The following is a 21,118-nucleotide window of genomic DNA, read 5'->3' on the forward strand; positions in this document are numbered from 1 at the left end:
CCGCAAAGGAGCACGATGACCGACCCGCTCATGACCGAACTCCTCGAGACGGCGCTGGAGGCCGCCCGCGGCGCGGGGGACCTGCTGCGCGACGGCCGCCCGGCCGACCTCGGGGTGGCGGCCACCAAGACCAGCCCGATCGACGTCGTCACCGAGATGGACATCGCCGCCGAGAAGCTGATCACCGACCTCCTCGCGCGCCGCCGCCCGCAGGACGGGGTGCTGGGGGAGGAGGGCTCCAGCAGCGAGGGCAGCAGCGGGGTGCGCTGGGTGATCGACCCGCTCGACGGCACCGTGAACTACCTCTACGGCCTGCCGTCCTGGGCGGTCAGCATCGCCGCCGAGAAGGACGGCGAGGCGGTCGTCGGGGTGGTGATCGCCCCGGTGCGCGGCGAGACCTTCCACGCGGTCCTGGGCCAGGGCGCCTGGCGGAACGGGGAGCGGGTGCACTGCCGCCCGGCGGCCCCGCTCGAGGAGTCGCTGATCGGCACGGGTTTCGGGTATGTGCGCGAGCGCCGCATCGGGCAGGCCAGGGTGCTGGGCGGGGTGCTGCCGCGGGTGCGGGACATCCGGCGTGGCGGATCGGCCGCCATCGATCTGTGCGATGTGGCCTGCGGCCGGCTCAACGGCTACTACGAGCGCGGGCTCAACCCCTGGGACTTCGCGGCGGGCGCGCTCATAGCGCGCGAGGCGGGCGCGCTGACCGGAGGGCGGCCGGGCGTCCCGGCCTCCACCGAGCTGACCATCGCCGCCGCCCCCGGCCTCTTCGAGCCGCTGCGGGGGCTTCTGGACGACCTGGGCGCCTGGCACGACTGATTCCGTCCCCGGCCCCTCCACTCACACGGCCCCTCCACACATACGGAAGCGCCCCGGAGTCACAAGGACACCGGGGCGCTTCGGCGTGGTTACCGGATGTTTTCTGGATCACCATCCGGCGGTGAATGGGAATCGGTCACACGGTCACATGGAATCCGGATCTGGATCGGGTCCGGAATCCACAAGGGATCAAGCAAACGAGGCGCTTACTTCGACGCCGTGCTCGGCGGCGAGGCGACGGAGGTCTTCCAGCTCCGACTGCTCCACGTCCACAAGAAAGTCGTCGCCCGTCTCACGGGCGCGAATGAGATCGGACTTGGTGTTCTCTATGCGCTGCAGAATGCCTGCGGTGAACGCGTCCATGTTGCGCCCCCTCGTCGTGGGTCGGTGGCACGGGGGTGTGCCGACGGCGGGTTGATCACGGCGTGCCCCTGCCGACGGCAATGCCAGCCAGATATGCCGGGGACAGGGCGTGATCGCGGGTGTGCAGTCGTCCTCCCCACCCCGTCTTCGGGGGAAACCTCCGGACCCGAAAGAATCTGAATTCGGGGTTCCGACCGCCGCGGCCCCCTCCGCCGCGGCCATGATCCGCACTCGGGATCCCGCGGCGACCCTCTTACCGCCGGTTTATGAGACTTCGAGGCAGGATGGAGGCGCCGAACACTCATCGAGTTTGGCGAGATCACCCCGCCCACTGCGGCAATCAAGGAAGGACCAACGACGTGCGCGTACTCGTCGTCGAGGACGAGCAGCTGCTCGCCGATGCGGTGGCCACCGGACTACGCCGGGAGGCCATGGCCGTCGACGTCGTGTATGACGGAGCCGCCGCCCTGGAGCGGATCGCCGTCAACGACTATGACGTCGTCGTCCTCGACCGGGACCTGCCCCTCGTGCACGGCGACGACGTCTGCCGCAAGATCGTCGAACTCGGCATCCCCACCCGTGTGCTGATGCTCACCGCCTCCGGCGACGTCAGCGACCGCGTGGAAGGCCTGGAGATCGGCGCGGACGACTATCTGCCCAAGCCCTTCGCCTTCAGCGAACTGATCGCGCGCGTCCGGGCGCTCGGCCGCCGGACGACCGTCGCCCTGCCGCCCGTCCTGGAGCGCGCCGGGATCAAGCTGGACCCCAACCGCCGCGAGGTGTTCCGGGACGGCAAGGAGATCCAGCTGGCGCCGAAGGAGTTCGCGGTGCTTGAGGTGCTCATGCGCAGCGAGGGCGCCGTGGTCTCCGCGGAGCAGCTGCTGGAGAAGGCCTGGGACGAGAACACCGACCCGTTCACCAACGTGGTGCGGGTGACCGTGATGACCCTGCGCCGCAAGCTGGGCGAGCCCGCCGTGATCGTCACCGTCCCCGGCTCGGGTTACCGGATCTGATCGGGCATGGCGACGACTCCGACCCCGCTGCCGCCGACGGTGCCGCCCAAGCCCAGCTGGGATCCGCAGGCCGGCTCGCGCACCAACCCCTGGCTGCGCCCCACGATCCGGATACGGCTCACCCTGCTGTACGGCGGGATGTTCCTGATCGCCGGGGTGGTGCTGCTGACGATCATCTACCTGCTGGCCGCGCAGGCCCTGCACGTCGGTAACGAGCTGCCGTTCAAGCTGGTCGGCGGCAGTGTCCAGCCGACCAACAACACCTGCCCCGAGATCATCGGCCAGAGCAGCCCCGACCAGTTCAACGCGGTCCTGAACACATGCATGAAGGAGCAGCGCCAGCTGGCCCTCGACGGGCTGCTGCGCCGCTCCCTGATAGCCCTCCTGGGCCTGTCCGTGATCGCCTTCGCCTTCGGCTACGCGATGGCCGGGCGGGTGCTCTCGCCGCTCGGCCGGATCACCCGGACCGCTCGCCAGGTGGCGGGCTCGGACCTGTCCCGCCGGATCGAGCTGGACGGCCCGGACGACGAGCTCAAGGAGCTCGCCGACACCTTCGACGAGATGCTGGAGCGCCTGGACCGGGCGTTCACCGCCCAGCAGCGGTTCGTCGCCAACGCCTCGCACGAGCTGCGCACCCCGCTGGCGATCAACCGCACCCTGCTCGAGGTGCAGCTCTCGGACCCGCAGGCGTCCCCGGAGCTGACCCAGCTGGGCAAGACCCTGCTGGCCACCAACGAGCGCAGCGAGCAGCTGGTGGAGGGCCTGCTGCTGCTGGCCCGCAGCGACAACGAGATCGTCGACCGCAAGCCGGTGGACCTCGCCGAGGTGGCCTCCCAGGCGCTGGAGCAGGTGCGGGCGGAGGCGGAGGACAAGGGCGTGGAGCTGCGCGGGCAGCGCGCCCCCGCGGTGGTCCAGGGCAACGGGGTGCTGCTGGAGCGGATCGCGCTGAACCTGGTCCAGAACGCGGTGCGGTACAACGTGGCCCGGGACGGCTGGGTGGAGGTCACCACCGAGAGCCGCCAGGGCCAGGCCGTGCTGGTGGTCGCGAACACCGGTCCGGTGGTCCCCGCCTACGAGATGGACAACATCTTCGAGCCCTTCCGCAGGCTCCGTACGGAGCGCACCGGCAGCGACAAGGGCGTCGGCCTCGGGCTGTCGATCGCGCGCTCGGTGGCGCGCGCCCACGGCGGCCGCATCGCGGCGGAGCCGCGCGAGGGAGGCGGCCTGGTGATGCGGGTGGTGCTGCCGGTGTGATGCCGAAGAGCGAGCGGCCGGGAGCCCGCCGGGATGTGTTCGCTTTGGGCGGAATTTTCGGGATCCGCCCACCCGATGTAGGGTGTGTGATCGATCACATGGGCGATTTTCCGGCCATATACTCTGCGTGATCGTCACGGTAGACAGAAAGCCGGGAAAATCCGGGTTTTCAGGGGCCGTGATCACGGGAAGTACACGTCATGGCGCATGTGAGTGCGACATTCGGACCGTGTACGGTCCCGATGGCCATCCAACCCGATCACCTCTTCAGGGGTGCGGTTGGGTGTCGATTGAGTAACAGACCTTGATGTGAGGCAAAATCTCCGCCTCGGGTCGGGCACAAGTCCGGCCTCTCACGCGTTACGTGCGCTGGAGACACCACAGACACCCAGAGGGGGAGACAGACATGGCAACGGATTACGACACCCCACGCAAGACCGACGATGACGTCAACGAGGACAGCATCGAGGAACTGAAGGCCCGGCGGAACGACAAGTCCGCGTCGACCGTCGACGTGGACGAGTTCGAGCAGGCCGAGGGCCTGGAGCTGCCCGGCGCGGATCTCTCCAACGAGGAGTTGTCCGTCCGGGTCCTGCCCCGTCAGGCCGACGAGTTCACCTGCATGAGCTGCTTCCTTGTGCACCACCGCAGCCAGCTGGCCGCCGAGACCAAGAACGGCCAGCCGATCTGCCGCGACTGCGCGGCCTGAGCCGCGGGGTCGGCGTGGAGGCGGAACACGACGACATGAACGAGACCGGGCGAGGCCGGATGGCCTCGCTCGCGACCGCTGTCGGCCGTGGTGCGCGACGAGGCGGTGAGCGCGCGAGAGCGGGGGTCTACGCGGTCGCCGACCGGATCATCGCGAACGCTCCACGCATTGCTGTCCGCGATCTCGCGACGCTGCGCAAGCAGTTCCCGGGGCTGGGCCCCGAAGAGCTCGCGGACAAGCTGGTGGCCGGTGCCGCGGGCGGCACCGCCACAGTGGGTGCGGGCGTCGGTGCCGCGGCGATGCTGCCGGCCCCGCCCGCCATGCCCACCGAGCTGGCCGCCGAGATCGTCGGCGTGGCCTCCATAGAGTTCAAGCTGATCGCCGAGCTGCACGAGGTCTACGGGGTGCGTGCGCCCGGCTCCACCCGCCAGCGCGCCGTCGCCTACCTCGGCGCCTGGGCCGAGGAGCGCGGTATCGACGTCGCCCAGCCGGCGACCGTCAACGCGGCTCTCGGCGTCCAGATGAAGCGCGAGCTGCGGCAGCAGGTCCTCAGACGCGGCTTCCGGAACATGCCGTCCCTGGCGCCCTTCATGATCGGCGCGGCCGTGGGAGCCGCGATGAACCGGCGCGACACCAAGAAGCTCGCGCGCAAGGTCCGCAAGGACCTGCGGGCCAAGCAGGTCCCCTGGGACCTCCCCGTGGCCCTGGAGAAGTGAGCTCCTCGCCCGTTCCCGTCACGCCGAGCGCACGGCCGTGAGCGCGGCGGCGAGCGCCTCCGGATTCCGTGTGGACACATACACATACGGTGTTGGGTCCTCCGGATCGGTGACATCCACCCGCAGCGCCGTCGGGATGTAGCTGCGCAGCAGCATGAACGCCCGCGGATCGGCCTTGTAGGACCGCCAGGCGGCCGCCTCGGCGGCGTCCAGCACCTGCGGGGTCCCCAGCGCCGACACCGGGATCTTCGCCTCGCCCGCCACCAGCGAGTCCGCCACCACGCGCACCCGCGCCGAGCCGTACGAACTCACCGCCACACAGGCCAGCGCCGCCCCGCCGATCAGCCCGCCGAGCATCGGCAGGGTGCCGAACGGCAGCATGATCAACCCCACCGAGACCCCCAGCAGGACGGCGATGAACCACCAGGAACGGGGCGCGCTGAGGCGTTCTTCGTAAGGCTGCATGCGTATCAGCTTGGCACGGCCGCCGACCCGGACTGTTCTCGCGGGTAAGGTCAGCCGTTGTGAGTGGACGAACGACAGGGCTGACGCCGCCGGAGGACTCCAAGGCCCCCGTGCGCCACCCCGACGCGCCCGCGCCCGGGGAGGCCCTCGGCGCGCACTACGACCAGTGCTTCGGCTGCGGCGACCAGGCGCGGGGCCTGGGGCTGACCACACGGGCGGGCGAGGGCGTGAGCGTCACCGCCGAGTTCACCGTGCGCGGCGGCCACCAGGGCGCGCCCGGCCTGGCCCATGGCGGGGTGCTGGCCGCGGCGCTGGACGAGACGCTCGGGTCGCTCAACTGGCTCCAGCGGGTGATCGCGGTGACCGGGCGGCTGGAGACGGACTTCGTACGGCCCGTGCCGGTCGGCGCCGAGCTCCACCTGGACGCGCGGGTGACCGCCGTGCACGGCCGCAAGATCTACTGCTCGGCCACGGGCCGGATCGACGCCCCCGACGGCCCGGTCGCGGTGCGGGCGCAGGCCCTCTTCATAGAGGTGCGGGTCGACCACTTCATCGAGAACGGCCGGGCGGAGGAGATCGACGCGGCGCTCGCCGATCCGGATCAGGTGAAGGTCGCGCGCGCTTTCGAGGTGAACCCATGAGCCCGGTCCCCGTCGACGTGCTGATCCGCAGGGTGGACCCCGAGGTTCCGGTCCCGGGCTACGCCCACCCCGGCGACGCCGGGGCCGACCTGGTCACCACCGAGCCCGCCGAGCTGGCCCCCGGGGAGCGCGCGGTTCTGCCCACCGGAGTGTCTATCGCGCTCCCGGAGGGGTATGCCGCCTTCGTGCATCCACGGTCCGGACTCGCCGCGCGCTGCGGCGTCGCCATGGTGAATGCCCCGGGGACCATCGATGCCGGGTACCGTGGAGAGATCAAGGTGATCGTGGTCAATCTGGACCCGCGCGAGAGCGTGCGGTTCGAGCGCTTCGACCGGATCGCCCAATTGGTCGTCCAGCAGGTCGAGAAGGTGCGCTTCCAGGAGGTGGCGGAGCTTCCCGGGTCGGCGCGGGCCGAAGGGGGCTTCGGGTCCACCGGCGGTCATGCCGCCGTGGACGGCACAACGGGTGGGAATGGATACGCTTCGGTCGGTTCCGACCGGGAAGGACGATGACGTGTTCGGACGTCGCCGCAAGCGCAGCAAGGAGGACGTCGAGTCGCTCGACGTGACCTCCGACGAGTTGGCCGAGGACGCGGAGGACGCGGACGGCGCTGAGGACACCGCCGCACCCGTGGAGAGCGAGCGGGTGAGCCTGCCGCCGGCCCCGCGCCCCGAGGGCCCCTGGGACGTGTCCGAGGTGCGCGAGCCCGGCGAGGGCCGGGTGGACCTCGGTGGTCTGTTCGTGCCCGGCGTGGAGGGCATGGAGCTGCGGGTGGAGGTCGCGGGGGACGCGATCGTCGCCGCGACCGTGGTGCTGCGGGACAGCGCCGTGCAGCTCCAGGGGTTCGCCGCGCCCAAGAAGGAGGGCATCTGGGGCGAGGTGCGCGACGAGATCGCCACCGGCATCACCCAGCAGGGCGGGATCGTGGACGAGGTCGAGGGCCCGCTCGGCTGGGAGCTGCGCGCCCAGGTGCCGGTGCAGCTCCCGGACGGCAAGAACGGTGTGCAGGTGGTCCGCTTCGTCGGCGTGGACGGGCCCCGCTGGTTCCTGCGCGGTGTGATCTCCGGGCAGGGCGCGGTGCAGCCCGAGACCGGCAGCCTCCTGGAAGCGATCTTCCGGGACACGGTCGTGGTGCGCGGCGAGGGCCCGATGGCCCCGCGCGACCCGATCGTCCTCAAGCTGCCGGACGACGCGCAGATGGTGCCCGACGGGGTGCAGCAGGACGAGGCGCAGGGCTCGCGGTTCGCGGGCGGCGCCGACCGGCTCCAGCGCGGCCCGGAGATCTCCGAGGTGCGCTGAGCCGTCCTCGCGAGAGCTCGTACCCGCGGCTCGCGCAAGGCGAATCGCGTACGGCGGCTCACGTACCGCGGAGAGCCGAGGCCCGGAAGGGGCCCGGGGCAGGGCCCCCGGGCCCCTTCGGCATGTTCCGGAGCCGGCCCCTTCGGGTTTTCGGGGTTTTCCCGGAACCCGTTGAACACACCCGCCGCACCGGCCGTACTCATGGGCGCGAGACCTTGTGACGCTCCGAGGGGGAGAAGGCGCGTCGCGAGAGACACCCCCTGTCCGACCTCAACGAGGTGAGTGATCAGATGTCGCGTGGCCTTCCGTTACTCCACCGCCGGAGAATCCTCCTCTCCGGGGCGATCGGCGGTATCACCTGTGCGGCCGTCGTGGTGGGAGCCGCCATGGCCGGTCAGGACGGCAGCGGCGACGCCGGTGCGTCGACCAAGGCGGCCTCGGCCATCAGCTGCCCCGCCGTCACCGGTTCCCTCCCGGAGATCCCGGCCGAGGCCCGGGCCGAGGTGGACCGCAACCTCGCCCTGCTGGACACCCAGCTGGCGGAGGCCAACAAGCGGCTCAGCACCAGCCAGGGCGAGGGCGGCCCCAACTTCGTGCAGAACGCGATCCTCGGGCCGCTGGCGGACAAGCGGAAGTCCACCCTGGACCGCATCGCGATCTCCATAGGACGGCATGCCGAGAAGCCGGCGGGGCTCGACGCGCTCGCCGAGTGCACGCTGTCGGACGGCGGGGCGGAAGCGGGCTCCGACAATGGCGGGGGCGGCGAGGCGGGCGGCGCCGCGAGTCCGACCGCAGCCGCGTCCCAGCCCGCCGAAGAGCAGGGCGGGGGAGCCGGCCAGGGCGGGCAGGAGCAGGGCGGCGGGGCCGGTGCGGGCTCCGGTCAGACGATCAGCTGCCCCGATGTCGCCTCCGGGATCGGCGACGTACCGGCCGCCGCCCAGGCCGAGGTGGACCGCAATATCGCGCTGCTCCAGACCCAGCTCGACGAGGCCAACAAGCGGCTGGCCTCCTCCGCGGGCGAGGGCGGCCCCAACTTCGTACAGAACGCGATCCTCGGCCCGCTGAAGGACAAGCGCGCCTCGACGATCGACCGCATCGAACTCTCGATCTCCCGCCAGGGCTCGACCGCCCCCTCCGGTCTTGACGCCTTGGCGGGCTGCTCGCTCGCATCCGGCTGAGCCGACGGCGTAAGGCCCGGCTTGATGTGAGCGTCTACCGGTGGGCCGTACTCTTCTCTGCGGAGTACGGCCCACCGGCTTTTTCGTGGGTTCTGCCCCGAGGTGTGCGGCCCCTGCCCCGGGGTGTCCGGGCGCCGCGCGTCAGAGACGCGTCAAGAGGGCGCCGTCGGCCGTAAGGGAGGCGTCAAGGGACGGCCGGTCCGGCCGGGGGCGGGGTTTGCTCGACGGGTACCGCCCGCCGGAGGCTCGCCGAGCGCTCAGGCGCCGTCCAGCAGGGAAAAGCCGTCCAGCAGGGAAAATAGGGGCATGGGACGCGGAAAGTTGCGGATCTACCTCGGTGCGGCACCGGGCGTCGGCAAGACCTACGCGATGCTGTCCGAGGGGCACCGCCGGATCGAGCGCGGCACGGACCTCGTGGTCGGCTTCGTGGAGCACCACGGCCGCCGGCGCACCCAGGTGATGATGCACGGGCTCGAGGAGGTGCCCCGCCGGGAGGTGGAGTACCGGGGGTCCGCCTTCGGCGAGATGGACGTGGACGCGGTGCTGGCGCGCCGCCCCGCCGTCGCGCTGGTCGACGAGCTCGCCCACACCAACGTCCCCGGCTGCCGGAACGAGAAGCGCTGGCAGGACGTCGAGGAGCTGCTGCGGGCGGGCATCGACGTCGTCTCCACCGTCAACATCCAGCACCTGGAGTCGCTGGGGGACGTGGTGGAGTCGATCACGGGGGTGCGCCAGCGGGAGACCGTCCCGGACGAGGTGGTGCGCCGGGCCGACCAGATCGAGCTGGTCGACATGTCGCCCCAGGCGCTGCGCCGCCGCATGGCGCACGGCAACATCTACGCGCCCGACAAGGTCGACGCCGCGCTGTCGAACTACTTCCGGCCCGGGAACCTGACCGCGCTGCGCGAGCTGGCCCTGCTGTGGACCGCCGACCGGGTGGACGAGTACCTCCAGCAGTACCGCGACGAGCACTCCATCCGCTCCACCTGGCAGGCCCGTGAGCGCATCGTCGTCGGGCTGACCGGTGGCCCGGAGGGGCGGACGCTGATCCGCCGGGCGGCCCGGATGGCTGCCAAGGGCTCCGGCAGCGAGATCCTCGCCGTCTACATCGCCCGCAGCGACGGTCTGACCTCGGCCTCGCCCAAGGAGCTCGCGGTCCAGCGCACCCTCGTCGAAGACCTCGGGGGCACCTTCCACCACGTCATAGGGGAGGACATCCCCGGAGCGCTGCTGGAGTTCGCCCGCGGGGTCAACGCGACCCAGATCGTGCTCGGCTCCAGCCGCCGCAAGACCTGGCAGTACATGTTCGGGCCCGGGGTGGGCGCCACCGTCGCCCGGGAGTCCGGGCCCGACCTGGACGTCCATATCGTCACCCATGACGAGGTCGCCAAGGGCCGCGGGCTGCCGGTGGCGCGCGGCGCCCGGCTGGGCCGCTCCCGGCTGATCGCGGGCTGGGTGGTCGGGGTGGCCGGACCGGCCCTGCTCACGCTGCTGCTCACCGCCACCGGCGCCACTCTCGCCTCCGAGGCCGGGCCCGGGTTCGCCAACGAGGTGCTGCTCTTCCTCTTCCTCAATGTGCTGGCGGCCCTGCTGGGCGGCATGGTGCCCGCGCTCGCCTCGGCGGCCGTCGGATCGCTGCTGCTCAACTACTACTTCACCCCGCCCACCCACACCCTGACCATCGCCGACCCCGAGAACATCATCGCCATAGCGATCTTCGTGGCGGTGGCGGTCTGCGTGGCCTCCGTGGTGGATCTCGCCGCCCGCCGCACCCATCAGGCCGCCAGGCTGCGCGCCGAGTCCGAGATACTGTCCTTCCTCGCGGGCAGCGTGCTGCGCGGCGAGACCAGCCTGGAGGCGCTGCTGGAGCGGGTCCGCGAGACATTCGCCATGGACTCCGTCGCGCTGCTGGAGCGGGAGAGCGATGTCGCCCCCTGGACCTGCGCGGGCAGCGTCGGCGGCCACGGCGGCACCCCGCCGCCCGAGCGGCCCGAGGACGCGGAGGTGGACATGCCGGTCGGCGACCATATGGCGCTCGCGCTCTCCGGCCGGGTCCTGCCCGCCGAGGACCGCCGGGTGCTCGCCGCCTTCGCCGCCCAGGCCGCCGTCGTCCTCGACCGGCAGCGGCTGACCCAGGAGGCCGGGCAGGCCCGTGAGCTGGCCGAGGGGAACCGCATCCGCACCGCGCTGCTCGCCGCCGTCAGCCACGATCTGCGCACCCCGCTCGCGGCGATCAAGGCGGCCGTGAGCTCCCTGCGCGCCGATGACGTGGCCTGGTCGGCGGAGGACGAGGCCGAGCTGTTGGAGGGCATCGAGAGCGGCGCCGACCGGCTGGACCACCTGGTGGGCAACCTCCTGGACATGTCCCGGCTCCAGACCGGCACCGTCACCCCGCTCATCCGGGAGATCGACCTGGACGAGGTGGTGCCGATGGCGCTCGTCGGCGTCCCCGAGGCCGACGTCGCCCTCGACATCCCCGAGGAGCTGCCGATGGTCGCGGTCGACCCCGGGCTGCTGGAGCGCGCCGTCGCCAACATCGTGGAGAACGCGGTGAAGTACAGCCCGCCGGACCGCCCCGTGCTGGTCTCCGCGAGCGCCCTCGGCGACCGGGTGGAGCTGCGCGTGGCCGACGGCGGGCCGGGCGTGCCGGACAGCGAGAAGGACCGTATCTTCGAGCCCTTCCAGCGGTACGGGGACGCCCCGCGCGGCGCCGGGGTCGGCCTCGGGCTCGCCGTCGCCCGCGGCTTCGCCGAGGCCATGGACGGGCGGCTGACCGCCGAGGACACCCCCGGTGGCGGGATGACCATGGTGCTCACGCTGCGGGTCGCCCGAGACCGCCCGCCGACCGGCCTCCCGGTCCAGGTCGGCTCCACGTCAGGCACAACAGTGCAGAAAGGCAGGCCCGCCAGATGAACCGGGTGCTCGTGGTGGACGACGAGCCGCAGATCGTGCGCGCCCTCGTGATCAACCTGAAGGCGCGCAAGTACGAGGTGGACGCGGCCTCGGACGGTGCCACCGCACTCCGGCTCGCCGCCGCCCGCCATCCCGATGTGATCGTGCTCGACCTCGGCCTGCCCGATATGGACGGGGTGGAGGTGATCAAGGGGCTGCGGGGCTGGACCCGGGTGCCGATCCTGGTGCTCTCCGCCCGTCAGACCTCGGACGAGAAGGTCGAGGCGCTCGACGCCGGGGCGGACGACTACGTCACCAAGCCGTTCGGCATGGACGAGCTGCTCGCCCGGCTGCGCGCGGCCGTCCGCCGTGCCGAGCCGGTCGGGCGGCCGGAGGACTCGGTGGTGGTGGAGACCGACGCGTTCACCGTCGACCTGGCCGCCAAGAAGGCCCATCGCGACGGCCGCGATGTGCGGCTGACCCCCACCGAATGGCATCTGCTGGAGGTCCTGGTGCGCAACGCCGGCCGCCTGGTCAGCCAGAAGCAGCTGTTGCAGGAGGTCTGGGGCCCCTCGTACGGCACCGAGAGCAACTACCTGCGGGTGTACATGGCGCAGCTGCGCCGCAAGCTGGAGGCCGACCCCTCGCATCCGCGGCACTTCGTCACCGAGCCGGGCATGGGCTACCGGTTCGAGCGATGAGCGCGGGGACGGCGTTTCGCCCATGGCGCACCGGTACGCTGGCCGTATGAGTTCCGTACGCCACCCCTCCGACGGGGCTGACAGTGGAGACAGGCCGGAAAAACCGGTCGGCCGGTTCCGGCGGATGCTGGACCGGCTGTCGAGCTCCCAGGAGGAACTGCACTCCGCCGAGTTGCAGCAGGACGCGGAGGCCGCGGGCTGCACCAAGATCGGCGACTGCGGTGACCGTCAGATCGTCAAGGTGACGGGCACGCTGCGCACGGTCACCCTCAGGCCGCGGGCCGGAGTCCCCGCACTGGAGGCGGAGCTCTTCGACGGCACCGCCGCGCTGGACGTGGTGTGGCTGGGCCGTCGCTCCATCATCGGGATAGAACCGGGGCGCAAGCTGATCGCCTCGGGCCGGATCTCCATGAGCCATGGGCGCCGGGTGCTGTTCAATCCGAAGTACGAACTCCGACCGCTCGGACAGGAGTAGCCGGTGACGCCAGACGACAAGACGCCCCCGACCGGGCACCGACGCACCGCCGCCGACAGCAGGGCGGCGGCGGACACCGCGCTCCTGGAGGCGTTCGGCGGGGTGCGGGGCATGGTGGACACCACCGTCCCCGGTCTGGTCTTCGTCCTGCTGTACACGATCAAGCGGGACATCCACCTCGCCGCGATCGCCGCGCTCGGCCTCTCCGTGCTGCTCGGGCTCACCCGGCTGGTGCGCAAGGAGACGCTGAAGCACGCCTTCAGCGGGGTCTTCGGGGTCGCGTTCGGCGCGATCTTCGCGATGATGTCCGGCGACGCGAAGAACTTCTACCTGCCGGGCATGCTCTACACCCTGGGCCTGGCGATCGCCTACATCCTCTCGGCGATCTTCCGCTTCCCGCTCATCGGCGTGCTGCTCGGGCCGATGCTGAAGGAGAACCTCTCCTGGCGCACCCGCAACCCGGGACGGTTCCGCGCCTACACCCGGTCCACCTGGGCGTGGGGGCTGATCCTGCTGGCCAAGTCGGCGGTGCTGTTCCCGCTCTACTGGTGGGGGGACGCCACCCAGCTCGGCTGGGTCAAGGTCGTGCTCGGCATTCCGCCGTTCCTGCTCTGCGTCTATCTGACCTGGATCTTCCTGGCCAAGGCCCCGCCGCCGATCGACGTCATCGCGGAGATGGAGGCCGAGGAGAAGGCGGAGCGGGACCGCGAGCGGGCGAAGGCCGAGGCCGACAAGGCCGTCGATCCGCTGCTCTCGGAGTGGACCGGCCAGATCGTGTCCGAGGCCCGTACCGAATCCGCCGACCGGCGGCCGCCCCGGCACTAAGCGCTCCGCGGGAAGTGCCACGAGATGCCGTCGTGCATCTGCGGCCGCATCGTGGCTGGTCGCGCCCGTGCGGCGGAGCCGCACATCGACACAGCCCCGCGCCCCTTCGGGGCGCTGCCCGAACCGTAGCGGACTTCCTCCGACCTGCTTAGCCGTCCCGGCACTGAGGTCCGCCGCCCTGGGCTCCCGAGCCGGGAGCCCAGGGCGGCGGACCTCAGTGCCTAACCGGCCTGGCCGGCGGCCTAACCGGCGGCGTCCTGGCGCTGGACGGACAGCAACTGCTCCAGCTGCTCCTCGCGCGCCTGTGCCGCGACGAACAGCAGCTCGTCCCCGGCCTCCAGCACATCGTCCTTGTTCGGGGTCAGCACGCGGGTGCCGCGGATGATGGTGACCAGCGTGGTGTCCTCGGGCCACTCCACATCGCCGACCCGGGTGCCCACCAGCGCCGCCTCCGGCGGCAGCGTCAGCTCCACCAAATTGGCGTCGCCGTGGCTGAAGCGGAGCAGCCGCACCAGATCGCCGACGCTCACCGCCTCCTCGACCAGCGCCGACATCAGCCGCGGGGTGGAGACGGCCACATCGACGCCCCACGCCTCGTTGAACAGCCACTCGTTCTTGGGGTTGTTGACCCGGGCGACCACCCGGGGCACCCCGTACTCGGTCTTGGCGAGCAGCGAGACGACCAGGTTGACCTTGTCGTCACCGGTGGCCGCGATGACCACATTGCAGCGCTGAAGTGCCGCCTCGTCCAGCGAGGTGATCTCGCACGCGTCGGCCAGCAGCCATTCGGCCTGCGGCACCCGCTCCACCGAGATGGCGGTCGGCGCCTTGTCGATGAGGAGCACCTCGTGCCCGTTCTCCAGCAGCTCGCTCGCGATGGAACGCCCCACGGCGCCCGCACCGGCAATGGCAACCCTCATCGCCCGGCCTCCTCGGGACCCTTTTCAAAGGCCGCCTCGACCTTCTCGACCTCGTCGGTGCGCATCATCACATGCACCAGGTCGCCCTCCTGGAGCACCGTCCCGGAGGTCGGCAGCATCGCCTCGCCGAGCCGGGTGAGGAACGCGACCCGCACACCGGTCTCCTCCTGGAGCTCGCTGACCTTGTGGCCCACCCACGAGGGGGAGATGTGCACCTCGGCCAGCTGGACCCCGCCACTGGGGTCCCGCCACAGCGGCTCCGCGCCGGACGGCAGCAGCCGCCGCAGCATCTGGTCGGCGGTCCAGCGCACCGTGGCCACGGTCGGGATGCCGAGGCGCTGATAGACCTCGGCGCGGCGGGGGTCGTAGATCCGGGCCGCCACGTTCTCCACGCCGAACATCTCGCGGGCCACCCGGGCCGCGATGATGTTGGAGTTGTCACCGCTGCTGACCGCGGCGAAGGCGCCGGCCTCCTCGATGCCCGCCTCGCGCAGGGTGTCCTGGTCGAAGCCGACGCCGGTCACCCGGCGCCCGCCGAAGCCCGCGCCGAGGCGGCGGAAGGCGGTGGGGTCCTGGTCGACGACCGCGACCGTGTGTCCCTGTTGCTCCAGGGTCTGGGCGAGGGCCGCGCCCACCCGGCCACAGCCCATGATCACGATATGCATGCGTCCTACCCCGCACTCCTGATGACCGTGCCGACCTGCGCAAACACCCTGCTCACATCTTCCTTCCAGGACCTACGGGGCGACAGCGGGGCGGGACCCCGATGCCGGTGCCCGGGGACGACGGGAATCGGCCGCCGCGGCACCTGTCCCCACCGTATCCGTACCGGCGGCCCGCTCCCCCGTCCGCGCGCGACGGTCCGGGAATGAAGGTGGTGACGTATGACATAGCGCGAAAGTTCCCACGGTGATCGGTGATGAGCGGAACTGGCCGGAGGTGATCGCGGACACGCCGGGAGGAAAGAGGTAACGATCATTTCCGGTTGCGGATGCCGAGTGAAAAAGCTGTCGGTGATCAGCCGTGACCACTACGGTGGGCCCGGGTTACGGCGCTCCTCGGGTGGTCGCGACCCTTCATCTTCGTCTCAAATCCCGGATCTTCACCGAAACCACATGGCAAATGGCCAGTGATTCCCGCTGGTTCGAACTTTGTCACGGGTGTCGGACGCTAGGTCACGACATGGCTAAGATGATCGTCGTATTCCGTTTCCGGACGGGACATCAGGGCTCTGAGCGTTCCTTCCGCGCCCGCGTTCCCCTGCACGAGGTTCCTGATGACTGATCACATAACGGAGGCGGTGAGCTGGTGTCTGGCCGCCGCGCTTCTCGTCGTCCTGGTGCTTCTGATCCGCCAGCGGCAGATCACCGCCGGAGTCCGCAGGCGCAACACGACGCTCGAGGACAGCCTGCGCGCCCGTGACGAGGAGGTGCGCCACCTCGTCGACGTACGCCTGCCCTCGATCGCCGACGCGCTGAGCCAGCCCGGCCCGCTGCCGGGCCTGCGTGACGAGAAGCTGGCCGGTACGGCCTTCGCGCAGAGCCTGCACGCCGTCATGGAGCAGTTCACCCGGGCGGTGGACAAGGCGCAGACGCGCGCCGACGCCTCCGCCAAGGCGGCGCTCAAGGCGTCCATGCGAGCCGTCCAGGGACTCGCCAACGAACAGCAGGTCTCCATCTCCGAGATGCAGGAGCGGCACGACAACCCCGATGTGCTGCGGGATCTGCTGGAGATCGACCACGCCAACGCCCAGTTCGGCCGGCGCGCCCAGGCCATCGCGGTGCTCTGCGGCTCCTGGCCCGGCCGGCAGCGGCTGGCCTCCTCGCTGACCGATGTGGTCCGCGGCGCCAAGTCGCGCATCCGCGACTACCAGCGGGTGCAGGTGCACGCCCTGATCGACGTCGCCGTGGTGAGCCGGGCCGTGGAGCCCGCCGTGCTCGCGGTCGCCGAGCTGCTGGACAACGCCGCCCGCCACTCGCAGCCCAACACCTCGGTGGAGGTCAGCCTCCAGCCGGTGCACAACGGGGCCTGCATCGTGATCGACGACGCCGGTGTGGGCATGGACGGCCTGGAGGTGCAGCGCGCCGCCAACCTGCTCTCCGGCCAGCGCGCCGTGGACGTCTCCCGGCTCGGCGACCCGCCGCAGTTCGGCTTCGCCGTGGTGGGCCTGCTGGCCGCGCGGTACGGCTTCAGCGTCTCGGTGGACACCCGGTCCCCGTACGGGGGTGTGCGCGCCGTGCTGTTCCTGCCGACCGAGCTGCTCACCCATATCGACCCCGACGGGCGGCCGGGCACCGCCGGACAGGACCCCGAGGGCGCCGAGCCGCTGCACACCCTGCCCTCCCGCCGGACCCGTCCCCCCAGAAGGGCGCCGCAGGCGCCGACCGTCCCGGCCCAGGCGCAGGAGCCGTCCCCGATCCCGCACCAGGCGCCGATCCCGCACCAGGCCCCGGCCCCGCACCAGGCCCCGGCCCCGCACCAGGCCCCGGCCCCGTACGAGGCCCCGGCCCCGCACGAGACCCCGGCCCCGCGTCAGGCGCCGATCCCGCACCAGGCCCAGCCTCAGGCACCGGCCCCGACGGCCTCCGCCCCGGAACCGGCACCCGCCCCGGAGCCCCAGCCGTCCGCCGACGGCGAGGGCGCCGGTGTGTACGGCACCACGGCGGGCGGTCTGCCCAAGCGCCGCCGCCGGCAGGCCGCCGCCACCCCGCCGCCGGGCGACTGGACCACCGGCGCCGGGCAGACCGGCGCCGCCGACCCCGACACGGGCGCGTTCCGTGTGCGGTCGGCGAAGGAAACCGCCTCGCGGATGGGCGCGTTCGCCCGCGGCACCCGCTCGGGCCGTTCCGCCACCCAGGACTCCGCCCCTCACCATGACGAAGGGAATCGCCAGGCATGAACGACCATCTCAACAACGAGCTCGGCTGGATGCTCGACGAGGTCGTCAAGATGCCGGAGGCGCGGCACGCGATCCTGCTCTCCGCGGACGGGATGCTCCGGGCACACTCCCAGGGCATCGCGCGCGACGAGGCCGAGCGCCAGGCCGCCGCACTCTCCGGACTTCAGTCCATCAGCCGTTCCACCTCCGAGTTCTGTGATCCGCACGAGACGCCCTGGCAGCAGACGCTCGTCGAGTTCGTCGGCGGGTACGTCTTCCTGATCGCCGCCGGGCCCGGTGCGTATCTGGCGGTCTCGGCCACCGAGGCCGTGGACATGGAGGCGGTCAGCTACCGGATGCAGAAACTCGTCGACCGGCTCGGCAAGGAGCTCACCAGCCCGCCGAGGCAGGGCCTCCCGCGGCAGGGGATCGGCAGTCACACATGAGTCCGGGGAGGCGCGAACGAGGATTGGTACGGCCGTATGTCGTGACCGACGGCCGTGCCTACCCGACTCGTAACACCTTCGACCTGGTGACCCTGGTCATGGCCCACCCCGACCGGCCGCTCACCGGGCTCAGCCCGGAGAAGCGGCGGGTCATGGAGCTGTGTCTGGGCGGCGCGCTCTCGGTGGCCGAGGTCGCCGGGTATCTGGAGCTGCCCGTCAGCGTCACCAAGGTCCTGCTCGGCGACCTCGTGGACAGCGGCCACATCAGCGCGCGGGCCCCCATCCCGCCCGCCGAACTCCCCGAGGTCCAGCTGCTCCAGGAGGTGCTCGATGGACTCCGCGCTCGCCTCTGACCAGGCGGCCTATCTCCCGGCCACGGTGCGGGTGGCGGCGAAGATCCTGGTCGTCGGGCACTTCGCGGTCGGCAAGACGACCTATGTGAGCTCGCTGTCCGAGATCCGGCCGCTGCGCACCGAGGAGACGATGACCGAGGCCGGTGCGCTCACCGACGATCTGCGGGGCACCGAGGACAAGACGACCACCACGGTCGCCATGGACTTCGGCAGGCTCACCCTCAGCGAGTCCCTGGTGCTCTATCTGTTCGGCACACCGGGGCAGCAGCGCTTCACCCGGCTGTGGCGGGACATGACGCTCGGGGCGCTGGGCGCGCTGGTGCTGGCCGACACCCGGCGGCTGGAGCAGTCCTTCCCGGTGATGGCCGTCCTGGAGGAGCACGGACTGCCGTACGCCGTCGCCGTCAACCACTTCGAGGGCGCTCCCCGCTTCGCCGAGTCGGAGGTCCGGGAGGCCCTCGATCTGCTTCCGGAGACGCCCCTGGTGACCTGCGACGCCCGGGACCGGATCTCCTCCACCCACGCGCTGATCGCCCTCGTCCAGTACCTACAGGCCCGCCAGACCCGTAGTTCTCAGGAGATTGTGTGACCAACAGCCCAGCCGCCGGAGCCGTTCCGCCACCCGGCTGCCCCGCGCACGCCGCCCCCGCCGAGGCCGGGGGCGCCGCCGGGGCCCGTGCGGCCGTACCGATGTACGGGCAGGAGTTCGCCGACGATCCGCACGGCACCTATGCGCGGATGCGCGCCACCTTCGGGCCGATCGCACCGGTCGAGCTGTCACCGGGGGTGTACGCCTCGCTGGTCACCAGCTATCAGCTCGGCCTGGAGATCCTGCGCGACACCGAGCGGTTCGCCAAGGACCCGCGCGCCTGGCGGGCGATGCAGGACGGCACGGTGGGGCTGGACAACCCGGTCGCGCCGATGATGATGTACCGGCCGAACGCGCTGTTCAGCGATGGCGAGGCACACGCCCGGCTGCGCGGGGCGATCACCGACAGCCTGGACCGGGTGGATCCGCACGCCCTCAGCGAGTACGTCGAGCGCAGCGCGGAGACACTGATCGACGCCTTCGCCTCCCGGGGCCAGGCCGATCTGATCACCGAGTACGCGTCGGTGCTCCCGCTGCTGGTCTTCAACCAGCTCTTCGGCGCCCGTCCGGCGGACGGGCCGAAGCTGGTCGAGACGATGATGAAGCTCTTCGACAGCGGCGAGGACGCGGCGGCGGCCAACGACGAGCTGCTGCGGTGGATCTCCGGCCTGGTGGCGGAGAAGCGGGAGCAACTCGCCGCCGACGTCACCTCCTGGCTGATCGCGCACCCCTCGCAGCTCTCCGACGACGAGCTGATGCAGCAGATGATCCTGCTGATGGCGGCCGGTACCGATCCCGAGCAGAACCTGATCGCCAACGCGCTGCGGCTGCTGCTGTCGGACGACCGCTTCGCCGGTGAGCTGTCCGGCGGCAGCATGCCCGTCCAGGACGCCCTGGACGAGGTGCTCTGGAACGATCCGCCGATGGCCAACTACGGCACCCGCTTCCCCCGGTACGACTGCGAGGTGGCGGGCGTACGGCTGCGCAAGGGCGACCCGGTGCTCATCAGCTACGCGGCGGCCAACCACGAGGCCGCCCTGGCCTCCGACCGCCGCTCCGGCAACCGCGCCCACCTGGCCTGGAGCGCGGGCGCCCACCGCTGCCCCGCCGAGCGGCCCGCCCGGGTGATCGCCTCCGTGGCCATCGAGCGGCTCCTGGACCGCCTTCCGGACATGGAACTCGCGGTCCCCGCCGAGCGGCTGACCTGGCGGACCGGACCCTTCCACCGTGCCCTGGCCGCCCTGCCGGTGCGCTTCCCCGCCCAGGCGGCGGCTCAGGCCGAGCCGTTCGCGGCGTCCGTGTCCAAGTCGGCCCCATTCGACGAGAGCCCTGGAGGCAGCCAGTGGAACCCCGTCCCATCGTCCTCGACCCCGCCGGCCGAGACATTGTCGGAGAGGCAGCCCGAGTCGCAGCAGGCGGCGAGGCGACGCTTGTTGAGCTTCCTGACGGCGTGGTGGCGTGGGCAATAACCCGCCAGCGCACGCTCAAACAGCTGCTGACCGACCCCCGGGTCTCCAAGGACCCCCGGCAGCACTGGCCCGCGTGGAACAACGGTGAGATCTCGCCCGAGTGGCCCCTGATCACCTGGGTCGCCGTGGAGAACATGTTCACGGCCTACGGCGGTGAGCACCGGCGGCTGCGCACCCTGGTCTCCAAGGCGTTCACCGCCCGGCGCACCGCCGCCCTGCGGCCGCGCATCGAGGAGATCTGCGCCAGGCTCCTGGACGACCTGGCCGCCGCCGGGCCGGGCGAGGTGGTCGACCTGCGCGAGGCGTACGCGTACCCGCTGCCCATCCAGGTGATCTCCGAGCTGTTCGGGCTCGAGGACGAGAACCTGCGCGAGCGGATGCGCCGGGTCGTGGACAGCATCTTCCACACCTCCGCCTCCGCGGAGGAGGTCACCGCCACCTACGGCGAGATGTACGCCGTCCTCGGCGAGCTGGTGGCCACCAAGCGCGAGACGCCCGGCGACGACCTGACCAGCGGGCTGATCGCGGTGCGGGACGAGGAGAGCGACTCCCGGCTCAGCGAGAAGGAGCTCACCGACACCCTCGCCCTGTTCCTCTCGGCCGGTCATGAGACCACGGTCAACCTCCTGGACAACGCCATCCACGCGCTGCTCACCCGGCCCGAGCAGCTCGAGCACGTCCGGGCGGGCCGGGCCACCTGGGACGATGTGATCGAGGAGACGCTGCGGCACTCCGCCCCGGTCGCCAACCTGCCGCTGCGCTACGCCGTGGAGGACATCGAGCTGGACGGCGGCGTGGTGCTGCGCAAGGGCGACGCGATCCTGGCCGCCTACGCGGCCGCCGGACGCGACCCGGAGGTGCACGGCGACGCGGACGCGTTCGACGTCACCCGGCAGCTCAAGAGCCATCTGGCGTTCGGCCACGGCGTCCATCTGTGCGTCGGCGCCCCGCTGGGGCGGCTGGAGGCCGCGATCGCGCTCCCGGCGCTCTTCGACCGCTTCCCCGGGCTCACGCTCGCGTCCGGGCAGGACCCGCTGGAGCCGGTGGAGTCCTTCATTTCCAACGGCCACCGCACCCTGCCCGCGCGGCTGGCCTGACCGCCCCGGGGCCCGCGCC

Annotated in this window: 23 protein-coding genes; 19 read left to right on the forward strand and 4 right to left on the reverse strand. The window is 71.4% G+C overall.

The window, feature by feature from the left end:
- The first annotated feature begins 15 nt into the window (after positions 1 to 15).
- Positions 16 to 816, forward strand: coding sequence for an inositol monophosphatase family protein (locus tag ABD329_RS24710; protein ID WP_198278988.1), 801 nt, complete (start codon positions 16 to 18; stop codon positions 814 to 816).
- 189 nt (positions 817 to 1,005) lie between these two features.
- Here the strand turns inward: ABD329_RS24710 and ABD329_RS24715 are convergent, their stop codons facing one another.
- Positions 1,006 to 1,179 carry a hypothetical protein gene (locus ABD329_RS24715; protein ID WP_020867951.1) on the reverse strand — a complete coding sequence of 58 codons (174 nt, stop codon included), beginning with the start codon at positions 1,177 to 1,179 and terminating at the stop codon, positions 1,006 to 1,008.
- 359 nt (positions 1,180 to 1,538) lie between these two features.
- Between ABD329_RS24715 and ABD329_RS24720 the strand changes: the two genes are divergently transcribed.
- The 4 genes from ABD329_RS24720 (at position 1,539) to ABD329_RS24735 (ending at position 4,871) form a co-directional block, all read left to right on the forward strand.
- A complete protein-coding gene (locus tag ABD329_RS24720; protein ID WP_014055413.1) occupies positions 1,539 to 2,192 on the forward strand; it encodes a response regulator transcription factor in 654 nt (217 codons plus the stop codon).
- Between the two features lie 6 nt (positions 2,193 to 2,198).
- The gene (locus ABD329_RS24725) at positions 2,199 to 3,446 is read left to right on the forward strand and encodes a sensor histidine kinase (RefSeq protein WP_198278989.1); all 1,248 of its coding nucleotides are present in this window, start codon (positions 2,199 to 2,201) and stop codon (positions 3,444 to 3,446) included.
- A 406-nt stretch (positions 3,447 to 3,852) separates the two neighbouring features.
- On the forward strand, positions 3,853 to 4,155 hold the full coding sequence (locus ABD329_RS24730) for a DUF4193 domain-containing protein (protein WP_009714537.1): 303 nt from the start codon (positions 3,853 to 3,855) through the stop codon (positions 4,153 to 4,155).
- Positions 4,065 to 4,871: a hypothetical protein gene (locus tag ABD329_RS24735; RefSeq protein WP_425574378.1), complete on the forward strand. Its 807-nt coding sequence runs from the start codon at positions 4,065 to 4,067 to the stop codon at positions 4,869 to 4,871. Before ABD329_RS24730 ends, ABD329_RS24735 begins: the two co-directional genes overlap by 91 nt.
- Before the next feature lie 18 nt (positions 4,872 to 4,889).
- On the opposite strand, the gene ABD329_RS24740 is transcribed toward ABD329_RS24735, so the two are convergent.
- Entirely contained in the window at positions 4,890 to 5,336 is a 447-nt protein-coding gene (locus ABD329_RS24740; protein WP_198278991.1) for a DUF3093 domain-containing protein, read from the reverse strand.
- Positions 5,337 to 5,395: 59 nt separating this feature from the next.
- Here ABD329_RS24740 and ABD329_RS24745 point away from each other — a divergent pair, with 59 nt between their 5' ends.
- The 8 genes from ABD329_RS24745 (at position 5,396) to ABD329_RS24780 (ending at position 13,347) form a co-directional block, all read left to right on the forward strand.
- Positions 5,396 to 5,977: a PaaI family thioesterase gene (locus tag ABD329_RS24745; RefSeq protein ID WP_198278992.1), complete on the forward strand. Its 582-nt coding sequence runs from the start codon at positions 5,396 to 5,398 to the stop codon at positions 5,975 to 5,977.
- Positions 5,974 to 6,489, forward strand: a complete 516-nt coding sequence (gene dut, locus ABD329_RS24750; RefSeq protein ID WP_198278993.1) for a dUTP diphosphatase — start codon at positions 5,974 to 5,976, stop codon at positions 6,487 to 6,489. Before ABD329_RS24745 ends, dut begins: the two co-directional genes overlap by 4 nt.
- Before the next feature lies 1 nt (position 6,490).
- Positions 6,491 to 7,276 carry a DUF3710 domain-containing protein gene (locus ABD329_RS24755; protein WP_051573833.1) on the forward strand — a complete coding sequence of 262 codons (786 nt, stop codon included), beginning with the start codon at positions 6,491 to 6,493 and terminating at the stop codon, positions 7,274 to 7,276.
- 290 nt (positions 7,277 to 7,566) lie between these two features.
- The gene (locus tag ABD329_RS24760) at positions 7,567 to 8,454 is read left to right on the forward strand and encodes a hypothetical protein (RefSeq protein ID WP_344316908.1); all 888 of its coding nucleotides are present in this window, start codon (positions 7,567 to 7,569) and stop codon (positions 8,452 to 8,454) included.
- A 306-nt stretch (positions 8,455 to 8,760) separates the two neighbouring features.
- Positions 8,761 to 11,367 (forward strand): DUF4118 domain-containing protein, encoded by a 2,607-nt coding sequence (locus ABD329_RS24765; RefSeq protein WP_344316909.1) that lies wholly within the window; start codon positions 8,761 to 8,763, stop codon positions 11,365 to 11,367.
- Entirely contained in the window at positions 11,364 to 12,047 is a 684-nt protein-coding gene (locus ABD329_RS24770) for a response regulator (RefSeq protein ID WP_198280805.1), read from the forward strand. The genes ABD329_RS24765 and ABD329_RS24770 overlap by 4 nt, the downstream gene beginning before the upstream one ends.
- Positions 12,048 to 12,093: 46 nt before the next feature.
- Positions 12,094 to 12,522 (forward strand): OB-fold nucleic acid binding domain-containing protein, encoded by a 429-nt coding sequence (locus tag ABD329_RS24775; protein WP_198280806.1) that lies wholly within the window; start codon positions 12,094 to 12,096, stop codon positions 12,520 to 12,522.
- A 3-nt stretch (positions 12,523 to 12,525) separates the two neighbouring features.
- Complete coding sequence (locus ABD329_RS24780; protein WP_198280807.1) at positions 12,526 to 13,347, forward strand: DUF3159 domain-containing protein; 822 nt, start codon at positions 12,526 to 12,528, stop codon at positions 13,345 to 13,347.
- A gap of 242 nt (positions 13,348 to 13,589) precedes the next feature.
- Here the strand turns inward: ABD329_RS24780 and ABD329_RS24785 are convergent, their stop codons facing one another.
- Together ABD329_RS24785 and ABD329_RS24790 are read right to left on the reverse strand one after the other, a co-directional pair.
- A complete protein-coding gene (locus ABD329_RS24785) occupies positions 13,590 to 14,267 on the reverse strand; it encodes a potassium channel family protein (RefSeq protein WP_030834322.1) in 678 nt (225 codons plus the stop codon).
- A complete protein-coding gene (locus ABD329_RS24790; protein WP_198280808.1) occupies positions 14,264 to 14,932 on the reverse strand; it encodes a potassium channel family protein in 669 nt (222 codons plus the stop codon). The genes ABD329_RS24785 and ABD329_RS24790 overlap by 4 nt, the downstream gene beginning before the upstream one ends.
- 611 nt (positions 14,933 to 15,543) lie before the next feature.
- Here ABD329_RS24790 and ABD329_RS24795 point away from each other — a divergent pair.
- Genes ABD329_RS24795 through ABD329_RS24820 form a run of 6 tightly spaced genes read left to right on the forward strand, consistent with a single transcriptional unit; the run spans position 15,544 to position 21,099 of the window.
- On the forward strand, positions 15,544 to 17,166 hold the full coding sequence (locus tag ABD329_RS24795) for an ATP-binding protein (RefSeq protein WP_344316911.1): 1,623 nt from the start codon (positions 15,544 to 15,546) through the stop codon (positions 17,164 to 17,166).
- The gene (locus ABD329_RS24800) at positions 17,163 to 17,591 is read left to right on the forward strand and encodes a roadblock/LC7 domain-containing protein (RefSeq protein WP_046088447.1); all 429 of its coding nucleotides are present in this window, start codon (positions 17,163 to 17,165) and stop codon (positions 17,589 to 17,591) included. The genes ABD329_RS24795 and ABD329_RS24800 overlap by 4 nt, the downstream gene beginning before the upstream one ends.
- Positions 17,588 to 17,944, forward strand: coding sequence for a DUF742 domain-containing protein (locus ABD329_RS24805; protein WP_037962352.1), 357 nt, complete (start codon positions 17,588 to 17,590; stop codon positions 17,942 to 17,944). The genes ABD329_RS24800 and ABD329_RS24805 overlap by 4 nt, the downstream gene beginning before the upstream one ends.
- Positions 17,922 to 18,533 carry a GTP-binding protein gene (locus tag ABD329_RS24810; protein ID WP_198281581.1) on the forward strand — a complete coding sequence of 204 codons (612 nt, stop codon included), beginning with the start codon at positions 17,922 to 17,924 and terminating at the stop codon, positions 18,531 to 18,533. The genes ABD329_RS24805 and ABD329_RS24810 overlap by 23 nt, the downstream gene beginning before the upstream one ends.
- Complete coding sequence (locus ABD329_RS24815; protein WP_198281580.1) at positions 18,530 to 20,002, forward strand: cytochrome P450; 1,473 nt, start codon at positions 18,530 to 18,532, stop codon at positions 20,000 to 20,002. Before ABD329_RS24810 ends, ABD329_RS24815 begins: the two co-directional genes overlap by 4 nt.
- Positions 19,984 to 21,099 (forward strand): cytochrome P450 family protein, encoded by a 1,116-nt coding sequence (locus tag ABD329_RS24820; RefSeq protein WP_309142948.1) that lies wholly within the window; start codon positions 19,984 to 19,986, stop codon positions 21,097 to 21,099. Before ABD329_RS24815 ends, ABD329_RS24820 begins: the two co-directional genes overlap by 19 nt.
- Positions 21,100 to 21,118 lie beyond the last annotated feature (19 nt).

Source organism: Streptomyces javensis (genome assembly GCF_039525925.1).
GTDB lineage: Bacteria > Actinomycetota > Actinomycetes > Streptomycetales > Streptomycetaceae > Streptomyces > Streptomyces asiaticus.

Bases quoted from the DNA above. Each gene is read 5' to 3' on its own strand.
- ABD329_RS24730 (WP_009714537.1), top strand. From the start codon at position 3,853: ATGGCAACGGATTACGACACCCCACGCAAGACCGACGATGACGTCAAC.
- ABD329_RS24775 (WP_198280806.1), top strand. From the start codon at position 12,094: ATGAGTTCCGTACGCCACCCCTCCGACGGGGCTGACAGTGGAGACAGG.
- ABD329_RS24765 (WP_344316909.1), top strand. From the start codon at position 8,761: ATGGGACGCGGAAAGTTGCGGATCTACCTCGGTGCGGCACCGGGCGTC.
- ABD329_RS24715 (WP_020867951.1), bottom strand. From the start codon at position 1,179: ATGGACGCGTTCACCGCAGGCATTCTGCAGCGCATAGAGAACACCAAG.
- ABD329_RS24740 (WP_198278991.1), bottom strand. From the start codon at position 5,336: ATGCAGCCTTACGAAGAACGCCTCAGCGCGCCCCGTTCCTGGTGGTTC.
- ABD329_RS24785 (WP_030834322.1), bottom strand. From the start codon at position 14,267: ATGAGGGTTGCCATTGCCGGTGCGGGCGCCGTGGGGCGTTCCATCGCG.
- ABD329_RS24710 (WP_198278988.1), top strand. From the start codon at position 16: ATGACCGACCCGCTCATGACCGAACTCCTCGAGACGGCGCTGGAGGCC.
- ABD329_RS24795 (WP_344316911.1), top strand. From the start codon at position 15,544: ATGACTGATCACATAACGGAGGCGGTGAGCTGGTGTCTGGCCGCCGCG.
- ABD329_RS24800 (WP_046088447.1), top strand. From the start codon at position 17,163: ATGAACGACCATCTCAACAACGAGCTCGGCTGGATGCTCGACGAGGTC.
- ABD329_RS24760 (WP_344316908.1), top strand. From the start codon at position 7,567: ATGTCGCGTGGCCTTCCGTTACTCCACCGCCGGAGAATCCTCCTCTCC.
- dut (WP_198278993.1), top strand. From the start codon at position 5,974: ATGAGCCCGGTCCCCGTCGACGTGCTGATCCGCAGGGTGGACCCCGAG.
- ABD329_RS24725 (WP_198278989.1), top strand. From the start codon at position 2,199: ATGGCGACGACTCCGACCCCGCTGCCGCCGACGGTGCCGCCCAAGCCC.
- ABD329_RS24810 (WP_198281581.1), top strand. From the start codon at position 17,922: ATGGACTCCGCGCTCGCCTCTGACCAGGCGGCCTATCTCCCGGCCACG.
- ABD329_RS24770 (WP_198280805.1), top strand. From the start codon at position 11,364: ATGAACCGGGTGCTCGTGGTGGACGACGAGCCGCAGATCGTGCGCGCC.
- ABD329_RS24805 (WP_037962352.1), top strand. From the start codon at position 17,588: ATGAGTCCGGGGAGGCGCGAACGAGGATTGGTACGGCCGTATGTCGTG.
- ABD329_RS24790 (WP_198280808.1), bottom strand. From the start codon at position 14,932: ATGCATATCGTGATCATGGGCTGTGGCCGGGTGGGCGCGGCCCTCGCC.